Source organism: Paractinoplanes brasiliensis, from assembly GCF_004362215.1.
Lineage (GTDB): Bacteria > Actinomycetota > Actinomycetes > Mycobacteriales > Micromonosporaceae > Actinoplanes > Actinoplanes brasiliensis.
On the sequence record NZ_SNWR01000001.1, the window covers coordinates 5,436,423 to 5,460,840 of the forward strand.

The following is a 24,418-nucleotide window of genomic DNA, read 5'->3' on the forward strand; positions in this document are numbered from 1 at the left end:
ATCGAGCAGCGCTTCGCCTGAGCGCAACGCACTGATTGGCGTCATCCGGGCGGCAAGCAGCTCGCTACGAGCACTGTTCAACCTGCGAAGTTCACCCGAGCGCCAATTCCCGCCGATCCCTCTGGAATACGCCGTGAACATTCCTGCCGCCGAGCAGCCGTCACCGGGCGTCGGCAAAGTCCGAAGCGGCCGTCAGCGTTTGGTGCAGACCGGGACCGAGCGGGCGACGTTGTTGGTGCCGTACGCGATCGCGACCGTGAAGCAGTAGTTCGAGGACTCGTTGAGGCCGTAGACGACGTAGTCCGTGCTGCCCGCGGGCAACTGCTGGAACGGCTTCCGCGGCTGCCCGGCACGTCCGCCCGAGATCAGGATCGGGCCTTCGGCATTGCGGGGGTAAGACCACTGCAGCAGGACGCTGTCGCGGTTGTCGCGCAGCTTCACGGCCGTGGGGGCGCCTGGGTCGGCCTTGGGCGGGCGGGTGGTGGCCGCGGGCGCTGAGGGGGTGGCGGCGGGCCCGGTCACCGCGGGCGGGGTGGTGGCGTTCGCGGTCGGGCCCTCGGCGCCGTTGGCGTTGGGGAGGGTCAGGGCCACCACGGCGACCACGGCTGCCACGCCGGCCACCAGGACAGCGGCCAGGACGAAGGGCTGCCGGCGGCGCGGGGGCGGGGGCTCGGTGCGTACGGGAAGACGCCTTTCGGTGTTCGGCGGCAACGTGTACGTCGAAGCGGGCGCGGAGCCGATCGGGACGGGACGGCCGTCGGGGCCGTAGTCGGGGGCGCGCCGGCCCGGCATCGGTGGTGGGGTGTCGGCGCGGGCGTGGCGGCCCTGCAGGTCACCGGGCTCCTGGTGCACGTCGGCCAGATAGAGCGGCTGCTGATAGACCGTGCCGTTGGGGTCGGTGGGGCGGTTGTCGGGCGGCGGCAGGCCCGGGTCGTCGGGCGGGAACTCCTCGGGGTCGGGCACCGTGGGACGCCGGGGGAAGGGCACGGGCCGCACGCCCGGGGCGCCGACGGTGGTGACGCCGGGAGCGGCGGGATCAGCCGAAGCGGTGGGAGCGCCGGAAGCGCGAGGAGCAGGCACGTCAGGGACGGCGGGGGCGCCGGAAAAACCTGGAATGCCAGGAGCGCCGACGCCGGGCACGCCCGGAACGCGAGGATTGCCGACCGTGGTCATCCCGGGGCCGTCGCTCTGCTCGACCCGGCCGCACACGTGCCGGCCCGAGGCCGACCCCTGCACGAGCGCGGCCACCTGCCGTACGAGGGGATGGTCCGAAGGCAGGTAGCGCGCGCACAGCTCCTGCGCCTTGGCCAGATGCTCGCGACTCTCGGCGTCGCGCCCGCACTCGCGTTCCATCGCGCCCAGGCGGGCCAGCATCTTGATCCCAGCGGGGGAGGCGTCGCCGTAACGCTGGCTGTGCCGGTGCCACGCCGCGGTGAGCCGGGAACGTGCGGCCCTGCAGTTGCCCGCCGCGTGCTCGGCCGTGGCCAGGTCGGCCTCGGCCGCCAGCACCCGCGGCGAGTCGGCGCCTTCCAGTTCGGTCAGGTCGGCGACCAGCTGGCGGTAGACCTGGGACGCGCGTCCGAAGTGGCCGACCCGCTGCAGCACCGCGGCATGAGTGGCGGCCGCGGCGATCGTGCGGTTGTCGTGGGGGCCGTGCAGGCGTTCCTCGGCGGCATGGGCGTAACCGGCCCAGAGCCGGGCATTGTGGGCGTCGCCCAGCGCGATCAGGATGCGCGCGTGCAGGGCCGCCGCCAGGGCGAGGTCGGCGCTGGCCTGCTGGGGGTCGGCGGCGTCGGCCGGGTTGAGGACGTTGGCCAGCACTCGCCGGGCGCCCGCGAGGTCGCCGGCAGACGACAACGTCTGGGCGCGTGCGGTGAGCTCGGCGAGCGGAGGAGGGGCCACGTGTCCCATAGTGCTCATGTGACCACTGTAGGTACAAGTGCAAGGTTGCGATCGGCTCGCGGGGCGGACACTGTAGAACTCGTACATGTCCTATGACGCGATCGCTCAGATCAAGCAGGAAGTCCTGGTCCGCTACCTCGAGGCCTGGGCTCCGGCCGCGCTGCACCGTGCCCGGCGTGTGATTTACGTCCACGGCTACGCCGACTCGGACGACGGGTCCACGGCCGAGGCCGCGATGCGGGTTCTGGCCGAGCAGTCCGATCTCGTACGGGGCCGGGAGCTCACGATGGTGGCCACCGGCGACGATCTTGGGGATGTCGGTCCGCGCTTGTCGGCAATCGGGGAGCAATCGGGTGCGGGCGCGGGTCTCGCCGTACACACAATCTCGGGCGGGACGGACAAAACACTGCCGGTTGGCCTCAAAGCGATCGGTGCTCAACGCGTACCGCTGCTGGGGTGTCTGGACGCGGCGAACGCGAGCGAGCCTCCGGCGCCCGCCACGGTGGCGGCTCTGACCGCGGGTAAGCCGGCCGAGGTGCTGCTGGTGCTGCCGCCGGGAGCCAAGGCCGATTCCTACCGTACGGGCTGGCCCCTGTTCACCCAGGTCGAGCTGGCCGTCTCGGACGAACCGGGCGAACTGCTCGTGTTCGGGGCGACGGCGGGGAAGAGTCTCGAAGGCTTCAAGGAGGCCTTGTGGTCGGTCGACGAGTTCGCGGGCGTACGGTATCGGGACCCCGGTGACCCCGACCGGCACCTGATCGACATCTCGCTGACGCCGCACCCGGGTCCGCTGCGGCGCGAGATCCTGGCCCGGCTCGAGCGCGGCGGCGAGGCGACAGTGACCGAGCTACGCACGTACGCGCTGACCGAGACGGTCTATCGGGCCGCCGACGCCACGCGGGTGCTGCACGCGCTGGTCGACGCGGGGACTGTCACCCGCCGGCCGGCACACGGGCGGCTCGGCGGGGACGTCGTCATCTCCCTCTAGGAGCGGCTCTTGTCCTGCTTCCACGAGAACGGGCCGGGCAGGTCGTAGCGGTGCGCCCGGCTGCGCGAGTTCCAGGACCAGCGGCCGATCTTGAGACTCCACGAGGAGTAGCCGTTCTCGGTGAAGTTCAGGATCAACGGGCCGAACTTCTTGCGCTTGCGGAAAACGAGGCCCATCGGTACGTCCCTCCAAGGTTCGTCGGATGGACGTTCGATTCCCGATGGTCGAAATCGGCAAACGTCAGCGTGGCTGCCACGCGTCGGGGCGGGTCGTCAGCTTGCGGACGTGGGCCGGCATCCGGCCGCTGAGCAGCTCGGCCAGGTTGACCTCGTCGACGACCTCGCGGACTGCTGCCCGGACGGCGACCCACAGGTTGGGCAGATTTTCCGCCGCGCCCGCGTACTGGGTTTCCTCGGGGCGCAGGCCACGCACTCCGGCCAGCGGCCCGTCGACCGCCCGCAGGATCTGGCCGATCGTCACATCGCGAGGGGGTTGTGACAGCGTGTAGCCACCCTCGGCGCCACGCTGCGCGCGTACGACCCCGGCACGGCGCAGATCGGCGAGCACCGCCTCGAGGAACTTGCGGGGCATTTCCTGATCCTGGGCGATGGCTTGGGCGGACATCAATGCCGGGTAGGCCCTAGCCAAGCTGAGGGCCGCCCGGACCGCGTAGTCGCCGCGCGCGGAGATCTGCACCCATTCATCATGCCCCCTCCGCACCACCGGCCCGCACATACCCCAGGGTTTTGTGGGAATTACGCTCAGTCAGATGATCGTCGCTGTGCGGGAATGATGCCGCGCGGTTCGCCCGAGGCCTCCGCGCGGAACTGGCCGGGGCTCATACCGACCTCGCGGTGGAAGAAACGGCCGAAGTTTGTGGGCTCGGGAAACCCCAGGTGGCGGCCCACCTCGGCCACCGACAGGGGCGTACAGGCGAGCAACCGGCGGGCCTCCAGCGCGACCCTGTCGTCGACCACCTGCTTCGCCGTGCGGCCCGTGACGGACAGGCAAGCCCGGGTGAGCGTACGCACGGAGCAGCCCAACTCCTCCGCATAGTCCTCGACACGGCGGCTGTGTGGGTGCCCGGCCTCCAGCAGCCCCCGGAACCGGGTGTAGGTGCGGCTCTCGGGGCCGGCCGGTGTGCCGGAACTCAGCAGGGCGAGACGTAGCAGCAGGACGTGCAACTGGCGGCGCAGCAACTCGGCCGCGATCGAGCCTTGCGTGTGGTTGGCGGCCGGGCTCGGCGCGTGCCGTTCGTGATCCACCGCGATCTGGGTGAACTCGCTGATCACCGCGTCCTCGTCCTCGCCGCGCAGCTGCCAGCGGTTCTGCAAGGGCAGTTCGTCGCCCTGCTCCTTGAGCAGGGCCGGCTCGAACGTGATCACCGAGGCGATCAGCCCGTTGCGCCCCACCCGCAGTGCCTGACCGGGCCGGATCCAGAGCAGGGTGCCGGGCCGGCAGGCGTGGGAGAAGAAGTCGACCTCGACGGTGCCGTGCCCGGCCGTGGCCAGCACCAGCACGTGATAGGGAAGGCGGACCGGCGGCTGGGCCGCGGTGGCGTCCAGGGCGCAGGTGCCGACTCCCGCCCAGCCGGGCGGGCCAAACGGGGTCGCGGTTTCGAACCGCGCTGCTGCAGTGGACATCGCGCCACGACGGTAACCGGCCTTGACCAGCGATGCACGAGGCGAGAGGCAGCTCGGGCCCGGCTGTCGCCTATACGCCTCACCGAACGACATTTCTGGGGCGAATGTCCAGTTATTTGCATATCGGGAGCTTTATACAAAAGGCGACCCGTCCGGACCGGCAGTGTCCGAACGGGTCGCCCCATCGCATTTCGTACGCTATCGGCCGGCCAGCAACCGATTCACGGCCGCGTCGACGTCGAGATGTTCGGATTCACGGCCACGAGGCACCACCACATAGGTGCGACGAAGGAAACGAACAAGGACGCTACGCGGCACTTCGAACAACGCGTTCCCGTCGGGTGACGACAACGCCAGGGCCACGAAGTCGCCCCGCGGAGTGGCCCACGGCCACACCCGGACGTCCCCGATACCCGCGGGCTCATCGAGCCCGGTGACGAGCAGTTCCCGCGCAAAGGACCAGCTCACGGCTTCCCCACCGGCTGATTCTGCGTGGAACAACACGTGCACCGCATAAGGGTCGGCTGGGTCGTACCGCAGGCTGGCGCGCACGGGCAGAGCCGTGGCGTCAGGCGCTACGAGCCGCAGCGAGGTCTCGACCTCGACGGTCGTTGGACGAATGGTACTCATGGACGAACTCCCCCCGGCACCGCTGCGAGGCTGGTGAACCCCGCGTTTCCCATACTCAGGTGATCCCTGTCGTTACGCTCCGCCATACGCTGATCTCACCCAGTAGTGGGAAGACGGTTCCGAAAACCCTTTCGCACAAGACTTAAAGCGATATCTTGTGCTGTTCTGCCCCAAGTACTCGGTTCCGCCCGGCGTCGGGTGGTCCAGCAGTTGACTTACTCCGGTAACGTCCATTTCTCCCGGGTGGTGACGGGGCTGCGGGACACTGGGGGATGAAATGACTACGAAACCGGACCAGGGCGTGGCTCCGTCGGGTGTGCTGGACAAGATCCGCGCCAACCCCACGGGCCGGCTGGCCCTGAAAATCTCCATCGCAGTCCTCGGCGCCATCGTCGTCGCCGTCGGCATCGTCGCCATCCCGCTGCCCGGCCCCGGCTGGGCCATCGTGATCGCCGGCCTGGCCATCTGGGCCATCGAATTCGCGTGGGCCAAACACCTGCTCGAGTTCACGAAGAAGCACGTGCTGTCCTGGACGCACTGGATCGGCCGGCAGTCCTGGCCCGTCAAGGCGCTGGTCGGCCTGGCCACGTTCCTCTTCGTGAGCGCGGTCGTCTATGTCTCGTTCCGCGTCAGCTTCGGCGTCGACCTGATCGACGTGGCGCTCGACCGGCTGACCTGACCCCTGTTCGCCCACCCGGCCCGGCATCTAGTACAGTCATGACGCGTTGAGGGCGATTAGCTCAGCGGGAGAGCGCTCCGTTCACACCGGAGAGGTCACTGGTTCGATCCCAGTATCGCCCACCAATAGCCCTGAACTGGGCAAACGTGATACCGCAGTTGGCAGTGCGTGAACCGCGCGGCTAACGGGCGGTGAGCTGGGGAAAACTCTTCTTTGCGAGTGAAGGCCCTCGTGTGCGGCCGCGTCGTTCGAAGTCGGTGCGGCCCAAGGCCGGCTCGCTGTCCCCACCATGCCGACCTTTTCCTTCGACCACGTCGGGCTGTCCGTCGCGGACCTCGACGCACAGCGGCGCTTCTACGGCGCCGCACTCGGGCTGACCGAGGTGGAGGAGCACTTCGAGGTGCCCGAGGCGCACATCCGTACGGCGATCCTGCGTGTGGACAATGGCCTGAAGATCGAGCTGATCGAGCGTGGCGGGCCGGCGCCGCAGGAGTTCGCCGACGCGTTCGACGGCGCCGGCACCCAGGGCTACTTCCACTGGGCGGTCTACGTGGACGACCTCGACGCCGCCTATCGGAAGGTTCTCGACGCGGGCGGGCGTGAGGTCTCTGCCCCGGCCCCTGCCGTGCGGCGGGGGATGCGCTTCGCCTATGCCAAGGACCCGGAGGGCAACTTGCTGGAACTGATCCAGCCGGCCCGCTGATCAAGGTGTCGCCGTATTGATCCGATGGCCGGGCACGGCGCGCCGCAGAGGATCGCGCCGGCGGCGAATACGGCGGTGGGCCGCGCCAATGCTGGGCCTTGAGGCGGCGAAGGCGTACTCCTATCGTTGCGGAGGGGTCTCCGATTTTGCGGGCCTCTCCGGACGGCAGGGAGAAAAATGGTTCGTGCAGACGCCCGCGAGAACCGCGCCCGCATCCTGGCGGCGGCGCGGGAAGCCTTCGCCGAGGATGACGACACCTCGATGAACCAGATTGCCCAGCGGGCCGGCGTCGGACCTGGCACCCTCTATCGCAACTACCCGTCCCGCGAGGCGCTCATCCTCGATATCTACCGGGACGAGGTCGCGAAGCTGATCGGCGCGGTGCCCGAGTTGCTCGCCGCGGAGCCACCCCTGGAGGCACTGCGCCGCTGGACGACCGAGCTGGTGATCGGCATGCGCACGAAGCACGCCCTCGGCGCCGCTCTCAGCCCGGACGCCCACAAGTCGATCAGCGAGCAGACGTACGACCCGGTCATCGGCGCTATCGCCCAACTGCTCGACGCCGGCAAGGCTGACGGCAGCATCCGCGAAGACGCCGAGCCCGGCGACTTCCTGCAGTTCACCGGCGCTCTCTGGCGAGCCGCGCCGGACCGCACGCAGCCCATGCTCGCGCTCATCCTCGACGGGCTCGACGCTCGGCGGAGTCGCTAGCGGAGAGTTCTCCACTTCTTGTTGACGAAGTGGAGAACTCTCCACTACCGTGGTTGTCACAGGCGTACGACACTGCGGGAGGCGTTGACATGGCGGAAGTTCTGGTAACCGGAGGCTCCGGTTACATCGGCGGCTGGTGCACGTTGGCACTGCTCAACGCCGGATACTCGGTTCGCACCACGGTGCGTGACCTGTCCCGCGAACATAAGGTGCGGGAAATGCTGCGCCGGGGAGGCGCCGATCCCGGCGACGCCCTGCAGGTGGTCCGCGCGGACCTGGCGGGTGACGACGGCTGGGCGGACGCCGCGGCCGGTTGCGACGGCGTTCTCCACGTCGCCTCGCCCACGCTCACCAAGGCGCCGAAGAACGACGACGAGATGGTCCGCCCGGCGGTCGACGGCACGCTGCGGGTGCTGCGCGCGGCCCGCGACGGCGGCGTACGGCGGGTGGTGCTGACCTCGGCGATCGGCGCGATCGCCTACGGCCACGAGCAGCGCGACACCCCGTTCACCGAACAGGACTGGACGAACGTCGACGCGGAGGGCATTCAGCCCTACCAGAAGTCCAAGACCCTCGCCGAACGCGCAGCCTGGGAGTTCGTCCGAGACGGCGCCCTCGAACTGGCCACTGTCAACCCGACCGGTGTTCTCGGCCCTGTCCTCGGCCTCGAATACTCCCCATCGCTCACCGGGATCGCGCGCATGCTCGACGGGTCGATGCCGGCTCTGCTGCCGTTCGCCACCGGCTACGTCGACGTACGCGACGTCGCCGCGCTGCACCTGCTCGCGCTGGTCGAACCAGCCGCCGCCGGCGAGCGTTTCATCGCCACCGCCGGACGCAGCCTTTGGCTGCGTGACGTCGCCGCGATCCTGCGCGACCGCCTGGGCGAACGTGCGGCGAAAGTACCGACCAGGGAAATGCCGCTGTGGGCCGCGCGCCAGCTCGCCAAGGTCAACCCGCAGGTACGTCAGCTTCGCGCGGCGCTCGGCCGTGACCTGGCGGCCACCTCGGTGAAGGCCGAGCGACTGCTCGGCTGGAAGCCCCGCCCGATCGAAGACACCATCGTCGAGACCGCCGAGAGCCTGCTCGCCCTCCATCACTGAGCGGCGGCCACCCGTACGCGTTCTTCCTGCGGCCGGGCCTGATCCGGCCGTCGCGGGGCGCGCGGCCGTCGATCCTGGCACGGCGCGTCGTCTGCGGAATCCTGAAGCCGTTCTTACCTCTGCCGGCCCGGCGGTGGCAGGCCGCGGTGACCTCGGCCAACGAGATGGCCTTCGCAACGCTGGAGATCCCGTACGCTCCGCAAACCGTGCCCCGGCAGCTCGGCGACTCCACGATCAACGACGTCGCCGGACCCGGCTACCGACGGGTCACCGCCGCAGTCGCACACCAGGTGCCCTCCCACCTGCGGCGCCGCCCGCGTCCGCCAGCGCGTTCGAGGTCCGTCCGGCTGGCTCACTGCTTCCCGGCAGTAGCGAACGTCAGGTCTGCCGGCGCGCTGCCAGGATCTCGGCGGCCACCCCGCGTGCCCATGCCCGGACCCGCGGCGGGTTGCGGAAGTCACCGGCGTGACCCTCCTTCGCCATCCGGCGGGACAGGAAGCCGAGCCAGCCGTGCGCCTCGGCGGTCATCCGGCCGCCGAACGTCACGTGCTCCCGCGCCTGGAGCAGCTCCATCGCGACCGTGGCCTGGTGGTTCGGTGGCAGATCGGTGTCGTCGGCGGTGTGGTCGAGCGGGCCGCTGTCGAACAGCCAGACCGGCCGTCCGGCGAACTGGCCGGCGAACCGTTTGGCGAACTTGCGGGCGTCGGCGTGCCAGCCGGCCGCGTACATGGCGGCGCCGAGGATCAGGGCCTCGTAGCCGGCCACGTCGTCGACCTCGCCGGCCGCCACCAGCCGCGTGTCCAGGCCGGCGGTGCGCAGCTCCTCGGCGATCCAGCCGGCGATCTCGGCGGTGGATCCGCCGCTCGTCGCGTATGCCACCAGTACCGTCATGCCAGTCCCTTCTCCGTTTCCAGCAGATAGGCCACCACGTCGGTGGCCCGGTACGTCTGCCGGCCGGCGGGCAGCCGGCGCAGCAACTCGCGTACGGCGGTGAAGTCGGTGCCGGCGGTGATCACCGGCGGCTCGGTGTAGCCGCCGGCCCGCTGCTGTGCGAAGCCGGCGGCCGCCATCAGCCCGTTGCACAGGCAGCGCCGCCCGGCCGTGTTGACCTCTCGGCCGCCGCCGTGGCTGCGGTACATCGCCACGGGCTCCGCGGGGCACCGGTAGCCGACCGAGCCATCCGGCTTGCGGTACGCGGTGCGCAGCACGCCGAGGTCGCACAGTCGCTCCCGATCGGCGTAGACGTCCTCGTCGGACAGGGTTCCCGGTAGCTGCACCACCTTGAACGGGAAACCCGTCGGGGAGGCGCGGCCGTCGGTGCGTACCGGCACGTCGCCGCGGGCGGCCAGTTCGACGACGCGGCGCTTCCACTCGGCGGCCATCCCGGACTCCTCGCAGTACGCGAACGCGGTGCCCACCTGCACACCGGTGGCTCCGGCAGCCACCGCCCGGGCGAGTCCGTCCGGGGTGCCGTACGAACCGGCCATCCAGAACGGCAGACCGAACCGGGTCATCGACCGGGGGTCGACCACGTCGCGGTCGTCATAGACGGGCTGACCGGTGTCGTCGACGCGGCGCGGGCCGCGCGGCGGGGCGTTGTGCCCACCGGCTGCGGCGCCTTCCACGATGAAGCCGTCGGGCCGGGTGCCGGGATCGGCGGCGAGCCCCTCGGCGAGGTCGACGGAGGCCACGATGGCGTCGAAGCGGGGGCGCTTCAGCGGGTGCTGCCCCGGCGGAGCGTACGCCCGGGGGTCGAACCGGATGGCGTGCTGGCCGTCGGCCGACGTGGCGCCCTGGACCCGGACCGGCAGCGCCACCGGCTGGTGGGCGGCCAGCCCGTCCAGCAGTCCGGGCAGGTGGGCGGGGTTTCCGGCGCCCACCAGCACGTGGTCGACACCGGCGAGCATGGCGCCGTAGCAGCCGAACGGGATCGGCAGTTCGATCTTGCGCAGGTAGTTGATGCCGATCAGGCCGTCGTGACCCTCCTTGGCGAGGTACACCTCGACGAAGTTCGCCGCGATGGTGAGCTCGGCGAGCACCCGGGACGGCTGCTGACTGAACCGCAGCACCGGCCGGAACGGTGCCGTCGCGGGTTTGCCGCCGGCCACGTAGTAGGTGCGCAGGATCCGTTCCGCCGCCCCCGGCACGGGGAAGTGTGCCAGTGCCCGGCGTATGTCACCGCCGAGGTCGCCCTGCTGCAGCCGCCGGGCGCAGACGATCTCCAGTGCGGTGCCCGACACCACCCCCATCTGGCCGGTCAGGGACACGGCGCGGGCGAGTCGCCAGCCGGAGACGGCGACGCCCATGCCGCCCTGGATGATCCGCGGACCGCGAGCCGATCGGGCCGTCATCGTGTCCTCCCCTCGCCGGTTCGACTGAGCGTCGCGTCACGGCGCCGCCCGCCACCAGTGCCGTTCGGCCCCCAATCGCCGGACCGGTTTCTGCTCGGAGGTCAATAGGTCCTTGGTCCCTTTTCTCAGGGGTATCGGCGCCTGCAGTTGATCGACAAATGTCCATACGCTGCGTAGTCAGGACCCTACTAGCTCGGGCGGTTTTGTCATGAAGATCGCAGTGCTGATCAAATATGTCCCGGAGGCGACGGCCACCTGGCGTTTCGCCGATGACCGCACGCTGGACCGGGCGAGCATCGACGGCCGGCTCTCCGAACTGGACGAATACGCCGTCGAACAGGCCGTCCGGCTCGCCGAGGCGGGCGTCGCCACCGAGATCACCTATCTGACGATGGGCCCGGCCCGGGCCGTCGAGGCGGTGCGCAAGGCCCTCGCGATGGGCGGTGACCGGGCGGTGCACATCCTCGACGACGCGCTGCACGGCACGGATGCCGCCGGCACCTCGCTCGTCCTCGCGGCCGCGCTGAAGCAGACGGATGCCGACCTGGTCATCTGCGGCATGGCGTCCACCGACGCGGAGATGTCAGTGGTGCCGGTGATGGTGGCCGACCGGCTCGGCATGCCGGCGCTGGTGGACGCCGCCGAGGTCCGGGTCGACGGTGACACCGTCACCGTCGAGCGCGACACCGACGACGCGACCGAGGAGGTCGCCGCGCCGCTGCCGGCCCTGGTGACGGTCACCGACCGGTCCGGTGAGGCCCGCTACCCCTCCTTCAAGGGGATCGTCGCGGCCAAGCGCAAGCCGGTCACCACCCGGTCGCTGGCCGACCTTGAGATCACCGCCGGACAGGTCGGCGCCGCCGGTGCGGCCACCGAGGTCCGCGCTGTCCGTCCCCGGCCGCCCCGCGAGGCGGGCACGGTCATCACCGACGAGGGCGACGCCGCCGTCCGGCTGGCCGACTTCCTCGCCGCCAACAAGCTGTTGTAGACCACAAGCCCTGGGAGGCTGCGGTGAGCACAGTCCTGGTCCTCATCCACCACGACGACGGAATCATTCGGAAGCCGAGCCTGGAACTGCTGACGCTGGCGCGCCGGCTCGGCGAACCCGCGGCCGTGGTGCACGGCGGCGCGGGCGAGGCGCTGATCGACGCGCTCGGCCGGTACGGCGTGACGACGGTGTACTCGATCACGCCGCCGGAGCCGCCGTCGTACCGGCCGATGGTCGAGGCGCTGGCGCTGGCCGACCTGGCCGCCAGCACCGCGCCGGCCGCCGTCCTGGTCAGCTCCGGTCCGGGCGGCACGGAGGTCGCCGCCCGCGTCGCGGTGCGCCTCGACGCCGGCATCATCACCGGCGCGGTCGACGTGACCACCGGCCCGGACGGCCCGGTGGTCACTCAGTCGGTGTTCGCCGGCGGCTGGTTCACGGAGAGCCGGGTCCGGCGCGGAACCCCGGTGATCACGGTGCGCCCGAACGCCGTCACCGCCGAGCCCGCGCCCGAGCCGGCCCACGCCGCCGTCCGGACAGTCACCGCCGAGCCGGTTTCCGCCGCGGTCCCCCGCGTGGTGGCGAGCCGGGCGAAGGCCGCCACCGGACGGCCCGGACTCGCCGACGCCACCGTCGTGGTCGCCGGTGGCCGTGGCGCCGGCTCCGCCGAGGGCTTCGCGGTGATCGAGCGCCTGGCCGACGCGCTGGGTGGCGCCGTCGGCGCTTCCCGGGCCGCCACCGACCTCACGTGGTGCCCGCACGACCTGCAGATCGGGCAGACCGGCAAGACCGTCGCCCCGCAGCTCTACCTGGCCGGCGGCATCTCCGGAGCGATCCAGCACCGGGCCGGCATGCAGGGGTCCCGGACCATCGTCGCGATCAACAAGGACCCGAAGGCGCCGATCTTCCAGATCGCCGACTTCGGCGTGGTGGGTGACCTGCACACCGTCGTACCGGCCCTGATCGACGAGATCCGGAAGCGCAGGGGCTGACGGCCATGGCTCTTCGACTCGGCATCGGACTGGTGATGACCGCGGTGGCGCTCTTCGTCGCCGGTCGGCGGATCGCCATGCTGCACCGGCTGGGCCGTGCCGCGCAGCCGGTGGAGCCGGGCCGGACCACCGGCGCGGCGGCCCGGCTACGCGCCGAGCTCATCGAGGTTCTCGGCCAGCGCAAGCTGCTGACCTGGACGGTTCCCGGGGTGGCGCACATGCTCGCGTTTTGGGGCTTCCTGGTGCTCGTGCTGACTGTCATTGAGGGGTACGGCGCGTTGCTCCAGCGGGACTTCCACCTGCCGCTGATCGGCACCCAGCCCTGGCTCGGCTTCCTGGAGGACGTGTTCATCCTCGCCACGCTGGTCTCGGTGGTGGTCTTCGCGGCGATCCGGATGCGGCACTCGCCGGCCCGTGAGGGCCGCCGCTCCCGGTTCTTCGGCTCCCATCTGGACGCCGCGTGGCTGGTCCTTTTCATGATCTTCAACGTGGTATGGAGCCTGCTGCTCTACCGCGGCGCCCAGATCAACACCGGTCACTTCCCGTTCCCGGGCGGTGCCTTCGCCTCCGAGGCGGCGGCCCGGCTGCTGGAGCCGCTCGGCGCCACCGGCAACGACGTCGCCGAGACCGCCGGCCTGCTGCTGGCGCTCGGCATACTGCTGCTGTTCCTGGTCATCGTGGTCCACTCCAAGCACCTGCACGTCTTCACCGCGGCCGGCAACATCGCGCTGAGCCGCCGGCCGCGCGCCCTGGGCGCCCTGCTGCCGGTGCACTCCGTCGGCAAGCCGGTCGACTTCGAGGACCCCGGCGAGGACGACGTGATCGGCCGCGGCTCGATCACCGACTTCACCTGGAAGGGCCTGCTCGACTTCGCCACCTGCACCGAGTGCGGGCGGTGCCAGTCGCAGTGCCCGGCCTGGAACACCGGCAAGCCGCTGTCACCGAAGTTGCTGGTGATGAGCCTGCGAGATCACGCGCTGACCGCGGCGCCGTACCTGCTCGCTACCGACCGGTCCCGGGTGGACGCGCTGGCGTCGGCCGCGGCGCTGACCCCGTTGGTCGGCGCCGAGGGTGTCGTCCACCCCGACGTGCTCTGGTCGTGCACCACCTGCGGCGCCTGCGTGGAACAGTGCCCGGTCGACATCGAACACGTCGACCATGTCGTCGACATGCGCCGCTACCAGGTGCTGATGGAGTCCAGCTTCCCGCCCGAGGCCGGGGTGCTGCTCCGCAACCTGGAGCACGCCGGTGACCCCTGGGGCCGTGGTTCGGGGGCCCGCACCGAATGGACCGCCGGGCTGGACTTCGAGGTGCGCACGCTGAACGGCGACCGCATCCCTGACGACCTGGAGTACCTGTTCTGGGTGGGCTGCGCCGGCGCCTTCGACGACCGGGCCCAGCGCACCAGCCGCGCGGTGGCTCAGCTGCTGCACACCGCCGGGGTCCGGTTCGCCGTCCTTGGCAGCGGCGAGACCTGCACCGGTGACCCGGCTCGGCGCATCGGCCACGAACTGCTCTTCCAGCAGCTCGCCGCGCAGAACGTCGAGACGCTCAACGGCGCGGGCGTACGCCGGATAGTGGCCACCTGCGCGCACTGCTTCAACACCCTGGCCAACGAATATCCGCAGTTGGGCGGCGACTACGAGGTCCTGCACCACACCCAGCTGCTGGCCCGGCTCGTCGCCGACGGCCGCCTCACCCCGGTGACGCCGGTCGACGCCACCGTCACCTATCACGACCCCTGCTATCTGGGCCGGCACAACCGGGTCTTCGTACCGCCGCGCGCGATCCTCGGTGACCTGCCCGGCGTCCGTCTCATGGAGCCCGAACACACCCGGGAGCGGTCCTTCTGCTGCGGCGCCGGCGGTGCCCGGATGTGGCTGGACGAGACGCTCGGCACCCGCATCAACGAGACCCGCACCGACGAACTGCTCGCCACCCGGCCGGACATCGTGGCGGCCGCCTGCCCGTACTGCGTCGACATGCTCGCCGACGGTGTGGCACTGCGCCAGGAACAGGACCGGGACGGCGGTCAGGTCGCGGTCATCGACGTGGCCGAGGTCCTGCTGCGATCGGTATCCGACCCCCTGCTCACGAACGAACCCGGAAGGGCGCAGCCATGACCACGACCACCGGCCTCGACCGGGACACCCTGCACCTGATGTTGTCCTCTCTCGACGACTTCCTCGCCCAGCAGTTGCCCGAGAGCCGGCGACTCGAACTGGACCGCGACGACGTGTGCCCCGAAGAGACCGTCCGCGGCATGTGCGGCGACGACCTCGGCGTCCACCTCGTGTTCGTCCCCGAGGAGTACGGCGGTCTGGGCGGCGGCGCGTTCGACTCGTACCGGATCTGCGAGCGGATGGCCCGCATCGACATCGGCGTCGCCACGTCGGTGTTCGCCACCTTCCTCGGCAGCGACCCGATCCTGGTCGGCGCCACCCCGGAGCAGCGCAAGGAGTGGCTCGGCCGGATCGCCGAACAGGGCATCCTGTTCGCCTACGGCGCCACCGAGCCGGAGGCGGGCAGCGACCTGGGCGCGCTGACCACAACCGCCACGCCGGTACAGAGCGGCGGACGGCTCACCGGGTACCGGCTGACCGGGCGCAAACAGTGGATCAGCAACGGGACCGTCGCGGACGTCTGCACGATCCTCGCGCTCGCGCCCGGTGGGCCGTCCTGGTTCATCGTCGAACGCGGCACCCCTGGCTTCACCGCCTCTGCGCCCGAGGACAAACACGGCATCCGGCTGTCCGACACCGCGGCGCTGTTCCTCGACGACGTGCTGGTGCCGGCGGAGAACCTGGTCGGCCGGGTCGAGGGCCGTGGGCTCGTCCAGGCGCAGCAGGTCTTCGGCTACACCCGGGTGATGGTCGCCGCGTTCGGGCTCGGCGGCGGCTGGGAGGCGCTCGACCGGGCCATCGCCTATTCCGCGAGCCGGGCCCAGGGCGGCGCGCCGCTCGCCGAGAAGCAGGGCTACACCCACAAGCTGATCGTCCCGCATGCGGTCCGGCTGGAGGCGGCACGCGCCTTCGTGGAGGAGACCGCCGCCCGCCTCGACGCCGGGGAGGGTACGGACGGGGCGCTGAACACCGCGGGCGCCATCGCGAAGTACCTGGCCACCGAGGCCGGCAACGCCGCTGCCGAGGCGGCGATCCAGGCGCACGGCGGGTACGGATACACCCGGCCCTACCTGGTCGAGAAGATCAAACGCGACGTCCGGATCACCACGATCTACGAGGGCACCTCGGAGATCCTCGAGATGACGATCGCCCGTGACCGGTGGCAGCAGCACCTCAAGAGCGCCGGCCGGTACCACCGCGACGACGCCCGAGACCTGGCCGCGCTGCCCGCAACCTCCGGCGGGCCGATCGCCGCCCTGGCACTGGACTGCCTGGCCGCGGTGCTGGACGCCTGCCGGACCGACAGGCTCACCCGCAACCAGCACGTCCTGTTGCGCCTGGGCGAGCTGATCGCCTGGGCGGAGTGCGCCGGCGTGCTCGCCCGCCGCGCCGCCGCGGCCGCTGCCGGGACCCTGCCGGAGAAGGCGGACCGGCGCTTCCCGACAGCCACTCTGGCGGCGATCAGCCGCGTCTTCGCCCGCGAGGCCGCGCTCAAGGTCGCCGACGAGGGGTTGCGGTTGGTCCTCGGGGCACAACCGGCGCCCACCGGCACGGACCCCGCCGCCGCGCTGCCGCTGGATCGGGTACGCGCCGCGCAGACCGGACTGCTCGCCGACCTCGACCACATCGCCGACGCACTGTACGACCGGATCGCACCTCTGGAGGCTGCGTCATGACCGCCGTAAGTCCCGTACCCATCGCCGTCATCGGGCTCGGCGCCGTCATGCCCGACGCGCCCGACGCCGCCACCTTCTGGACCAACATCAGAACCGGCCGCTACTCGATCAGCGACGTGCCGCCGGAGCGCTGGGACCCGGCTCTGCACTACGACCCCGACCCGCGCGCCCCCGACAAGACGTACTCCCGCATCGGCGGCTGGGTCCGCGACTTCACCTGGGACCCGCTGGCCTGGCAGCTGCCCGTGCCACCGGCGGTCTCGGCGCAGATGGAGGAGGGCCAGAAGTGGTCCGTCGCCACTGCCCGGGCGGCGCTGCTCGACGCCGGCTGGCCGGACTGGCCCGTCGACCCGGAACGGGTGGCCGTCATCATCGGCAACGCCATCGGCGGGGACAAGCACTACCGCACCGTGCTGCGGGTGCAGTTCGACGAGGTGGTGCAGCGGCTGCGGTCGGCACCGTCCTTCGCTCAGCTGCCCGAACCGGTCCGCGCCGCGGTGCTTGCCGAGACCCGCGACCCGTTCCTGGCCGGTCTTCCCGAGATCACCGAGGACACCATGCCCGGCGAACTGGCCAACGTGATCGCCGGCCGGATCGCCAACCTGTTCAACTTCCGCGGCCCGAACTTCACCACCGACGCGGCCTGCGCCTCCGGGCTCGCCGCCATGTCCGCGGCGGTGCGCGGACTGCAGGCCGGCGACTTCGACGTCGCGGTCACCGGCGGCGTGGACCGCAACATGAACGCGGCCGCGTTCGTCAAGTTCTGCAAAATCGGTGCCCTGTCCGCCACCGGCACACGCCCGTTCGACGCCGGCGCCGACGGGTTCGTCATGGGCGAGGGCGCGGCCCTGTTCGTGCTCAAGCGCCTTGCCGACGCCGAACGCGACGGCGACCGCGTCTACGCGGTCCTGCTCGGCCTCGGCGGCTCCAGCGACGGCCGCGGCAAGGGCATCACCGCCCCGAACCCGCTGGGACAGCGGCTCGCGGTGGAACGTGCCTGGCAGAACGCGGGACTCGACCCGGCGCTGGCCTCCTGCGTGGAGGCGCACGGCACCTCGACGCGGGTGGGCGACGCCACCGAGCTCGGCAGCCTCAGCGACGTGTTCGCCAAGGCCGGTGCGGCCACCGGCGCCATCGCGCTCGGGTCGGTCAAGTCCAACATCGGCCACCTCAAGGCCGCGGCGGGCGCGGCGGGACTCTTCAAGACGGTTCTCGGCCTGCACGAGAAGGTGCTCACCCCGAGCCTGCACTTCGAGCGGCCCAACCCGCACGTGGACTGGGACGCCATCCCGTTCCGGGTCAACACCGAGCTGCGCGAGTGGCCGGCGCCGCGGCACGGCGTGCGGTGCGCCGGGGTCAGCGCCTTCGGCTTCGGCGGCACCAACTTCCACGCTGTCCTCGAGGAGTACGTCCCCGGGCGGCACCGGCAGCCGCAGGAGAGCGCCCGCTCGTACGCCGGGGTCGACCTCGCCCGGCAGGCCTCCGCCTCGGCCGAGCCTCGGCCGCCGCTGCGGGGGGCGGCCGTCGTCGGCGGCCGCGACGAGGCCGACGTCGCCGGGCAGCTGGACCGGCTGGCCGCCGCTGCGGCGGCCGGACGGGCCCCCGCGCCGGCCGCGCCCGATCCCGAGATCGCCGGGGCCGCCGTCCGGGTCGCCATCGACTATGCCGACCCGGCCGACCTCGCGGCCAAAGCCGGCCGGGCGGTCTCGGCGCTGCGTGCCGGTGACCCGGCCCGCTGGCGGATGCTGCGGGCCCAGGGCGTGTACCTGGGGCGCGGCGCACCGGGCCGGGTGGCGTTCCTCTACACCGGGCAGGGCTCGCAGTACGTCAACATGCTGCGCGACCTGCGGGCGCGCGAACCCCTCGTGGCCGCCGCCTTCGCCGAGGCGGACCGGGTGATGACGCCCCTGCTGGGCCGGCCGCTGACCGGGTACATCTTCGCCGACGAGAGCGACCAGGCCACCCGGCGTCGCCTGGAAGAGCAGCTGATGCAGACCGAGATCACCCAGCCCGCGGTGCTCGCCACCGACCTGGCGCTGACCCGGCTGCTGGACGCCTACGGCGTGCGCCCGGACCTGGTGATGGGGCACAGCCTGGGCGAGTACGGCGCCCTGGTCGCCGCCGGTGCGCTGTCGTTCGACGCCGCGCTGGAGGCGGTGAGCGCCCGCGGCCGGGAGATGGCCGGGCTCACCATGGCCGACAACGGCGCGATGGCGGCGGTGTTCGGCCCGCTCGAGCAGATCGAGCGGATCGTCGCGGCGACCGAGGGATACGTCGTCGTCGCCAACGTCAACAGCGTCAGTCAGGCGGTCGTCGGCGGCGCCACCGAGGCGGTGCAGCGGGCGATCTCCGCCTTCGAACGGGCCGGCCTGACCGCCACTCGGATCCCGGTCAGCCACGCCTTCCACACCGAGATCGTGGCGCCGGCCAGCGAGCCGCTCAAGGTGGCCCTGCGCCGTCTGGACGTGCACGCGCCGGTGCGTCCCGTCGTCTCGAACGTGACCGGCGAGTTCTACCCGCCCGACGCCGACATGGAGGCCATGCTCGACCTGCTCGGCCGGCAGGTCGCCTCGCCGGTGCAGTTCGTCAAGGGACTGCACACGCTCTACGCGGCCGGTGCCCGGATCTTCGTGGAGGTCGGCCCCAAGAGGGCGCTGCACGGCTTCGTCGAGGACGTCCTCGGTGACGACGTGCTGGCGCTGTTCACCAACCACCCGAAGGCCGGCGACGTGGCCTCCTTCAACCAGGCCCTCTGCGGCCTTTACGCCGCCGGCCTCGGCTTCGCCGCGTCGGCGCAGACCGGCCGGGCCGCCGCAGCGGCCACCGCCGGAGCTGTCCCGACCACGCCGGAAAGGACCGCCATGACCACCGACCGGTACGCCGAACTCGGTCACCTCTTCGCCGACGTCCTCGAACGCGGCCTGCAGATCTACTCGGGCGGCCGCCCCGCCGGCCCGCCCACCGCCGGCCCCGAGCCGGTCGTGGTGACCGGCGCCGCGCTCGGGCTGCCCGGCGTGGAGCGGGTCTTCGACGACGAGAACCTCGCCCGGATCCTGGCCGGCCAGCAGTTCATCGACACCATCCCGCACCGGCTGCGCCGCGCCGTGGTGGACCGGCGCATCACCCGCCTGGTGAAGCGGGAGACCGGTGACCCCACCTTCGAGACCATCGACCACGAGGCCGACGTCGTCAAGCTCGCCGGCCGGGCCGCACCGGTCGACATGGTCGGCCAGTTCGGTGTGGACGCCACCCGCGACGCCGCGCTGGACAACGCCACCCGGCTGGCCATCGGCGCTGGGTTCGACGCGCTGCGTGACGCCGGTATCCCACTGGTGATGCACTACAAGGACACCACGCTCGGCACCCGTCTGCCGGACCGCTGGGGCCTGCCCGCGTCGATGCGCGACGACACCGGGGTCATCTTCGCCTCGGCCTTCCCCGGCTACGACAACTTCGCCCGGGACATCGAGCGCTACGTCACCGACCGGGGCCGCCGCGAGCAGCTGCTCGCCCTCGAGGCGGTCCGGGCCCGGCTGGGCGGCGGCGAGGCGGCCACCGCCGAGGTGGACCGGCGGATCGCCGAGCTGCGGCACGCGCTGGAGACCGACCCGTACCTTTTCGACCGGCGGTTCCTGTTCCGCTGCCTGTCGATGGGCCACTCCCAGTTCGCGGAGATCATCGGCGCCCGCGGGCCGAACACTCAGATCAACGCCGCCTGTGCGAGCACCACCCAGGCGACCGCGCTGGCCGAGGACTGGATCCGAGCCGGCCGCTGCCGCCGCGTCGTGGTGGTCTCCGCCGACGACGTCACCTCCGACGTCCTGCTGCCCTGGGTGGTCTCGGGCTTCCTGGCCTCCGGCGCCGCCGCCACCGACGACATCGTCGAGGAGGCCGCGACCCCGTTCGACCGGCGCCGGCACGGCATGATCGTCGGCATGGGCGCCGCGGCGTTCGTCGTCGAGTCCGCCGACGCCGCCCGCGAGCGCGGCCTGCAACCGATCTGCGAGGTGCTCGGCGCGGTCACCGCCAACAGCGCCTTCCACGGCACCCGGCTCGACGTCGAGCACATCAGCCAGGTCATGGAGCAGCTGTTCGACCGGGCCGAGGCGCGCGGCGTGCAGCGGCACACGATCGCGCCGGAGACCGTCTTCGTCTCGCACGAGACGTACACGCCGGCCCGTGGCGGCAGCGCGGCCGCCGAGATCAACGCGCTGCGCCGGGTCTTCGGCGCGGACGCCGACACCGTCGTCATCACCAACACCAAGGGCTTCACCGGGCATGCGATGGGCGCCGGCATCGAGGACGTGGTCGCCATCAAGACGCTGGAGACCGGGCTGGTGCCGCCGGTGCCCAACTTCAAGGAACCGGACCCCGAGCTGGGCCGGCTCAACCTCTCGACCGGCGGCGCCTATCCCGTGCGGTACGCGCTGCGGCTGGCGGCCGGCTTCGGCTCACAGATCGCCATGTCGCTGCTGCGCTGGACGCCGCTCGCGGACGGACGGCACCGGGCGCCGGCAGAGCTGGGGTACGCGTACCGGATCGTCGATCCCGCCGCCTGGCAGCGCTGGCTGACCGAGGCCGGTGGCGCCGAGGCCCGGCTGGAGGTCGTGCAACGCCGGCTGCGCATCGCCGACGTCGGCGTCCCCGGGGTGCCCCCGGCGGTGGCGGCGCCCGTGGCCGTCGCGCCGCCGGTCGTCACCGCGCAGCCGGTCGTCACCGCGCCGCCGGTCGTCACCGTGCCGCCCGTTGTTTCCGTGCCGCCCGTTGTTTCCGTGCCGCCCGTTGTTTCCGTGCCGCCGGCACCGCCCACTCCGGTCGCGGTGCCGGCTGAGCCGGCACCGGAGGGTGACGAGGTCGCCGATGCGGTGGTGGGGATCGTGTCGGAGCTGACCGGTTATCCGCCGGAACTGCTGGATGTGGATCTGGATCTCGAGGCGGATCTGGGGGTGGACACGGTCAAGCAGGCTGAGGTGTTCGCGGCGGTGCGGGAGCGGTTCGGGGTGGCCCGGGACGAGACTCTCCAGTTGCGGGACTTCCCGACCCTGACACACGTGGTCGGCTGGGTCCGCGACAAGACCGGCAGCCGGGACACCGCCACGGTGCGGATGGCCGCCGACGATCCGGTCCAGGCTGCGGCTCCTGTCGCGGGCGGACCCGCGGGTGACGAGGTCGCCGATGCGGTGGTGGGGATCGTGTCGGAGCTGACCGGTTATCCGCCGGAACTGCTGGATGTGGATCTGGATCTCGAGGCGGATCTGGGGGTGGACACGGTCAAGCAGGCTGAGGTGTTCGCGGCGGTGCGGGAGCGGTTCGGGGTGGCCCGGGACGAGACTCTCCAGTTGCGGGACTTCCCGACCCTGACACACGTCGTCGGCTGGGTCCGGGACCGCACCGCCGGACCGGCCACCGCGGCGGTACCGGAGCGCCGGGACGCCGCGGGCCCGCCGGTCACCACCGCGGTCGCCGGTGATCTCGCGGCCACCGACCGGATCACCCGCCGGGTTCCCGTACCGGCGCTGCGTCCCGAAACGGCTGCCTGTGTGCCGACCGGCGTCACTCTGGACGGTGACACCCGTGTCGTCCTGCTGCCGGACCAGGGCGGCGTCGGCGGGGCCCTGGCCACTCGGCTGACCCGGCTGGGCGTCCAGGTGCTGACGCTGGACCCCGACCACCCGGAGGTGGCGCTGGAGGACGCCCTGGCCGGCGGGCCGGTGCACGGCGTGTACTGGCTGGCCGCCCTGGACGACGAGGGAGACCTCGACGGTCTCGGCCTCGACGGCTGGCGCGCCGCACTGCACCGGCGTGTCCGCACGCTTTACGCCACGATGCGCCGGCTCTACGACGACAGCCCGTTCCTGGTCGCCGCGACCCGGCTCGGCGGCTACCACGGCTACGGCGACGACGGGGCGACCTGCCCGCTGGGTGGTGCGGTCACCGGCTTCGCCAAGGCATACCGCCGGGAGCGGCCCGGCGCGCTGGTCAAGGCGGTCGACTTCGCGGCCGGCCGGAAGACCGCCACGCCGGCGGACCGGTTGGTCGACGAGACCCTGCGCGATCCCGGCTGCGTCGAGGTCGGCTACGCCGACGGCCGGCGCTGGGGCGTGGGCCTGGCCGACCGTCCGTTCCCCGCCGCCTGCACCCCGCTCGGTTCGGACCAGGTCTTCCTGGTCACCGGCGCTGCCGGCAGCATCGTCTCGGCGATCATCGCGGACCTGGCGGACGCCGCACCCGGCACCTTCCACCTGTTCGACCTGACCCCCGCGCCGGACCCGGCCGACCCGGATCTGCGTCGCTACGCCGAGGACCGCGACGGCTTCAAGGCCGAGCTGGCGACCCGGCTCCGTGATCGTGGTGAACGGCCCACGCCGGTCCTGATCGACCGGGAACTGGCCCGCTTCGAGCGGTTGCAGGCCGCGCTGGCCGCCGTGCAGGCGGTGGAACGCGCCGGCGGGACCGCGCACTACCACAGCGTCGACCTGACCGATCCGGGCGCCGTCGAGAAGGCCATGGCTCATGTACGCGCCGTCAGCGGCCGGATCGACGTGCTGCTGCACGCCGCCGGGGTGGAGATCAGCCACACCCTGCCCGACAAGGAGCCCGCCGAGTTCGACCTCGTGCTGGCGGTGAAGGGCGACGGGCTGTTCAACGTCCTGCACACGGCGCGTGACTTGCCGCTCGGAACGGTCGTCGCGTTCAGTTCGGTCGCCGGCCGCTTCGGCAATGTGGGACAGACCGACTACAGCGCCGCGAACGACCTGCAGTGCAAGGTGCTGAGCAGTCTGCGGCGAAGCCGCCCCGGGATACACGCCCTCGCCGTCGACTGGACGGCGTGGGGTGGGATCGGGATGGCCACCCGCGGCTCGATCCCCCAGGTGATGGAGATGGCCGGGGTCGAGATGCTCCCCGCCGAGGCCGGCGTCGCCTGGATCCGGCGCGAGCTGACCTGCGGCACCGCCGACGGCGAGGTGGTCGTCGCCGGTGCGCTGGGCGCGATGGCCGCGGAGTACCACGAGACCGGCGGCCTGGACCTGGCGAGCCTGTCGCCGGGCGGACCGATGGCTGTCGCTCCGGCCGGTTTCAGCGTGCACGACGGGCTGGTCGTGCAGACCACGCTGGATCCGGCGGCCACAACGTTCCTCGACGACCACCGCATCGACGGCACCCCGGTGCTGCCCGGAGTGATGGGCATCGAGGCGTTCGCCGAGGTCGCGCGTCTCCTCGTGCCCGGCTGGCACGTGGTGGCCGTCGAGGACGTGGACTTCTCCGCGCCGGTGAAGTTCTACCGCGACGAACCGCGGACGCTGCGCGTCACCGCGCTGCTGCGCCCGGCCGGCGCGGACCTGCTCGCCGAGTGCCGGCTGTCCGCCGAACGCGTCCTGCCGGGCACCGGCGAGGTGCAGCGCACCACCCACTTCACCGGGTCGGTACGCCTGTCCGCGCCGCCGTACGACCCCGGGCGCGACGACGCCGAGGTGCACCCGCAACCGCCGGAGCTGAGCCCGGCGGAGGTGTACCGGCTGTACTTCCACGGCCCGGCCTACCAGGTCGTCGGCTCCGCCTGGCGGCACGGTGACGGCGCCGCCGCCCGCTTCGCCGCCGATCTGGCGGCACCGGCGGGTGAGCCCACCGTCGCCGGACCGCGGCTGGTCGAGCTCTGCTTCCAGACCGCCGGCCTGTGGGAGGCCGGCCGGCAGGGCCGGCTGGCGCTGCCGGCCCACGTCGGCGCCGTGCGCCTCGGCGGTGACCCGACCGAGCACGCCGGGCTGCTGGCCACGGTACGACCGAACGGCCGCGGCGGCTTCGACTGTGTGGTGCGCGACGACGACGGCGCGGTCGTCCTGCGCGTCGACGGATATCGCACGGTGGAGTTGCCCGATGCGCTGCCGGAGGACGTGTGTGCCCCGTTCCGATCCGTCATGCATGGCTGAGGGA

Annotated in this window: 17 protein-coding genes and 1 tRNA gene; 11 read left to right on the plus strand and 7 right to left on the minus strand. The window is 71.8% G+C overall.

What is annotated here, in order from left to right; translation table 11 throughout:
- Nucleotides 1-192 precede the first annotated feature (192 nt).
- The gene (locus C8E87_RS24710; protein ID WP_239080044.1) at nucleotides 193-1,920 is read right to left on the minus strand and encodes a fibronectin type III domain-containing protein; all 1,728 of its coding nucleotides are present in this window, start codon (nucleotides 1,918-1,920) and stop codon (nucleotides 193-195) included.
- Between the two features lie 67 nt (nucleotides 1,921-1,987).
- Between C8E87_RS24710 and C8E87_RS24715 the strand changes: the two genes are divergently transcribed.
- On the plus strand, nucleotides 1,988-2,890 hold the full coding sequence (locus tag C8E87_RS24715; RefSeq protein ID WP_133875288.1) for a hypothetical protein: 903 nt from the start codon (nucleotides 1,988-1,990) through the stop codon (nucleotides 2,888-2,890).
- On the opposite strand, the gene C8E87_RS24720 is transcribed toward C8E87_RS24715, so the two are convergent.
- From C8E87_RS24720 to C8E87_RS24735, 4 genes are all read right to left on the minus strand, one after another.
- Complete coding sequence (locus C8E87_RS24720) at nucleotides 2,887-3,066, minus strand: DUF4236 domain-containing protein (RefSeq protein ID WP_133875289.1); 180 nt, start codon at nucleotides 3,064-3,066, stop codon at nucleotides 2,887-2,889. The genes C8E87_RS24715 and C8E87_RS24720 overlap by 4 nt on opposite strands.
- Nucleotides 3,067-3,130: 64 nt before the next feature.
- Nucleotides 3,131-3,586: an RrF2 family transcriptional regulator gene (locus C8E87_RS24725; RefSeq protein WP_133875290.1), complete on the minus strand. Its 456-nt coding sequence runs from the start codon at nucleotides 3,584-3,586 to the stop codon at nucleotides 3,131-3,133.
- Between the two features lie 65 nt (nucleotides 3,587-3,651).
- Nucleotides 3,652-4,533, minus strand: a complete 882-nt coding sequence (locus C8E87_RS24730; RefSeq protein ID WP_133875291.1) for a helix-turn-helix transcriptional regulator — start codon at nucleotides 4,531-4,533, stop codon at nucleotides 3,652-3,654.
- Between the two features lie 198 nt (nucleotides 4,534-4,731).
- On the minus strand, nucleotides 4,732-5,163 hold the full coding sequence (locus tag C8E87_RS24735; RefSeq protein ID WP_020514863.1) for an SsgA family sporulation/cell division regulator: 432 nt from the start codon (nucleotides 5,161-5,163) through the stop codon (nucleotides 4,732-4,734).
- Between the two features lie 277 nt (nucleotides 5,164-5,440).
- Here C8E87_RS24735 and C8E87_RS24740 point away from each other — a divergent pair, with 277 nt between their 5' ends.
- The 5 genes from C8E87_RS24740 to C8E87_RS24760 all read left to right on the plus strand — a co-directional run bounded on the left by C8E87_RS24740 (nucleotide 5,441) and on the right by C8E87_RS24760 (nucleotide 8,359).
- Entirely contained in the window at nucleotides 5,441-5,842 is a 402-nt protein-coding gene (locus C8E87_RS24740; RefSeq protein ID WP_133875292.1) for a TIGR02611 family protein, read from the plus strand.
- Nucleotides 5,843-5,892: 50 nt separating this feature from the next.
- Nucleotides 5,893-5,967 (plus strand) — tRNA-Val (locus C8E87_RS24745).
- Between the two features lie 164 nt (nucleotides 5,968-6,131).
- Nucleotides 6,132-6,545: a VOC family protein gene (locus C8E87_RS24750; RefSeq protein WP_133875293.1), complete on the plus strand. Its 414-nt coding sequence runs from the start codon at nucleotides 6,132-6,134 to the stop codon at nucleotides 6,543-6,545.
- A gap of 177 nt (nucleotides 6,546-6,722) precedes the next feature.
- Nucleotides 6,723-7,256: a TetR/AcrR family transcriptional regulator gene (locus C8E87_RS24755; RefSeq protein WP_133875294.1), complete on the plus strand. Its 534-nt coding sequence runs from the start codon at nucleotides 6,723-6,725 to the stop codon at nucleotides 7,254-7,256.
- 89 nt (nucleotides 7,257-7,345) lie between these two features.
- Nucleotides 7,346-8,359: an SDR family oxidoreductase gene (locus C8E87_RS24760; RefSeq protein WP_133875295.1), complete on the plus strand. Its 1,014-nt coding sequence runs from the start codon at nucleotides 7,346-7,348 to the stop codon at nucleotides 8,357-8,359.
- Between the two features lie 378 nt (nucleotides 8,360-8,737).
- Here C8E87_RS24760 and C8E87_RS24765 read toward each other — a convergent pair whose 3' ends face one another.
- Nucleotides 8,738-9,250 carry a flavodoxin domain-containing protein gene (locus C8E87_RS24765; RefSeq protein WP_133875296.1) on the minus strand — a complete coding sequence of 171 codons (513 nt, stop codon included), beginning with the start codon at nucleotides 9,248-9,250 and terminating at the stop codon, nucleotides 8,738-8,740.
- A complete protein-coding gene (locus tag C8E87_RS24770; protein WP_133875297.1) occupies nucleotides 9,247-10,710 on the minus strand; it encodes a nitronate monooxygenase in 1,464 nt (487 codons plus the stop codon). Before C8E87_RS24770 ends, C8E87_RS24765 begins: the two co-directional genes overlap by 4 nt.
- A gap of 208 nt (nucleotides 10,711-10,918) precedes the next feature.
- On the opposite strand from C8E87_RS24770, the gene C8E87_RS24775 reads away from it, so the two are divergent.
- Genes C8E87_RS24775 through C8E87_RS24795 form a run of 5 tightly spaced genes read left to right on the plus strand, consistent with a single transcriptional unit; the run spans nucleotide 10,919 to nucleotide 24,414 of the window.
- Nucleotides 10,919-11,698, plus strand: a complete 780-nt coding sequence (locus tag C8E87_RS24775) for an electron transfer flavoprotein subunit beta/FixA family protein (protein ID WP_133875298.1) — start codon at nucleotides 10,919-10,921, stop codon at nucleotides 11,696-11,698.
- A 23-nt stretch (nucleotides 11,699-11,721) separates the two neighbouring features.
- On the plus strand, nucleotides 11,722-12,687 hold the full coding sequence (locus tag C8E87_RS24780) for an electron transfer flavoprotein subunit alpha/FixB family protein (RefSeq protein WP_133875299.1): 966 nt from the start codon (nucleotides 11,722-11,724) through the stop codon (nucleotides 12,685-12,687).
- Nucleotides 12,688-12,692: 5 nt separating this feature from the next.
- Nucleotides 12,693-14,810, plus strand: a complete 2,118-nt coding sequence (locus tag C8E87_RS24785) for a (Fe-S)-binding protein (protein ID WP_133875300.1) — start codon at nucleotides 12,693-12,695, stop codon at nucleotides 14,808-14,810.
- Nucleotides 14,807-16,486: an acyl-CoA dehydrogenase family protein gene (locus tag C8E87_RS24790; RefSeq protein WP_133875301.1), complete on the plus strand. Its 1,680-nt coding sequence runs from the start codon at nucleotides 14,807-14,809 to the stop codon at nucleotides 16,484-16,486. Before C8E87_RS24785 ends, C8E87_RS24790 begins: the two co-directional genes overlap by 4 nt.
- Nucleotides 16,483-24,414: a type I polyketide synthase gene (locus tag C8E87_RS24795; RefSeq protein WP_133875302.1), complete on the plus strand. Its 7,932-nt coding sequence runs from the start codon at nucleotides 16,483-16,485 to the stop codon at nucleotides 24,412-24,414. Before C8E87_RS24790 ends, C8E87_RS24795 begins: the two co-directional genes overlap by 4 nt.
- Nucleotides 24,415-24,418: the final 4 nt, after the last annotated feature.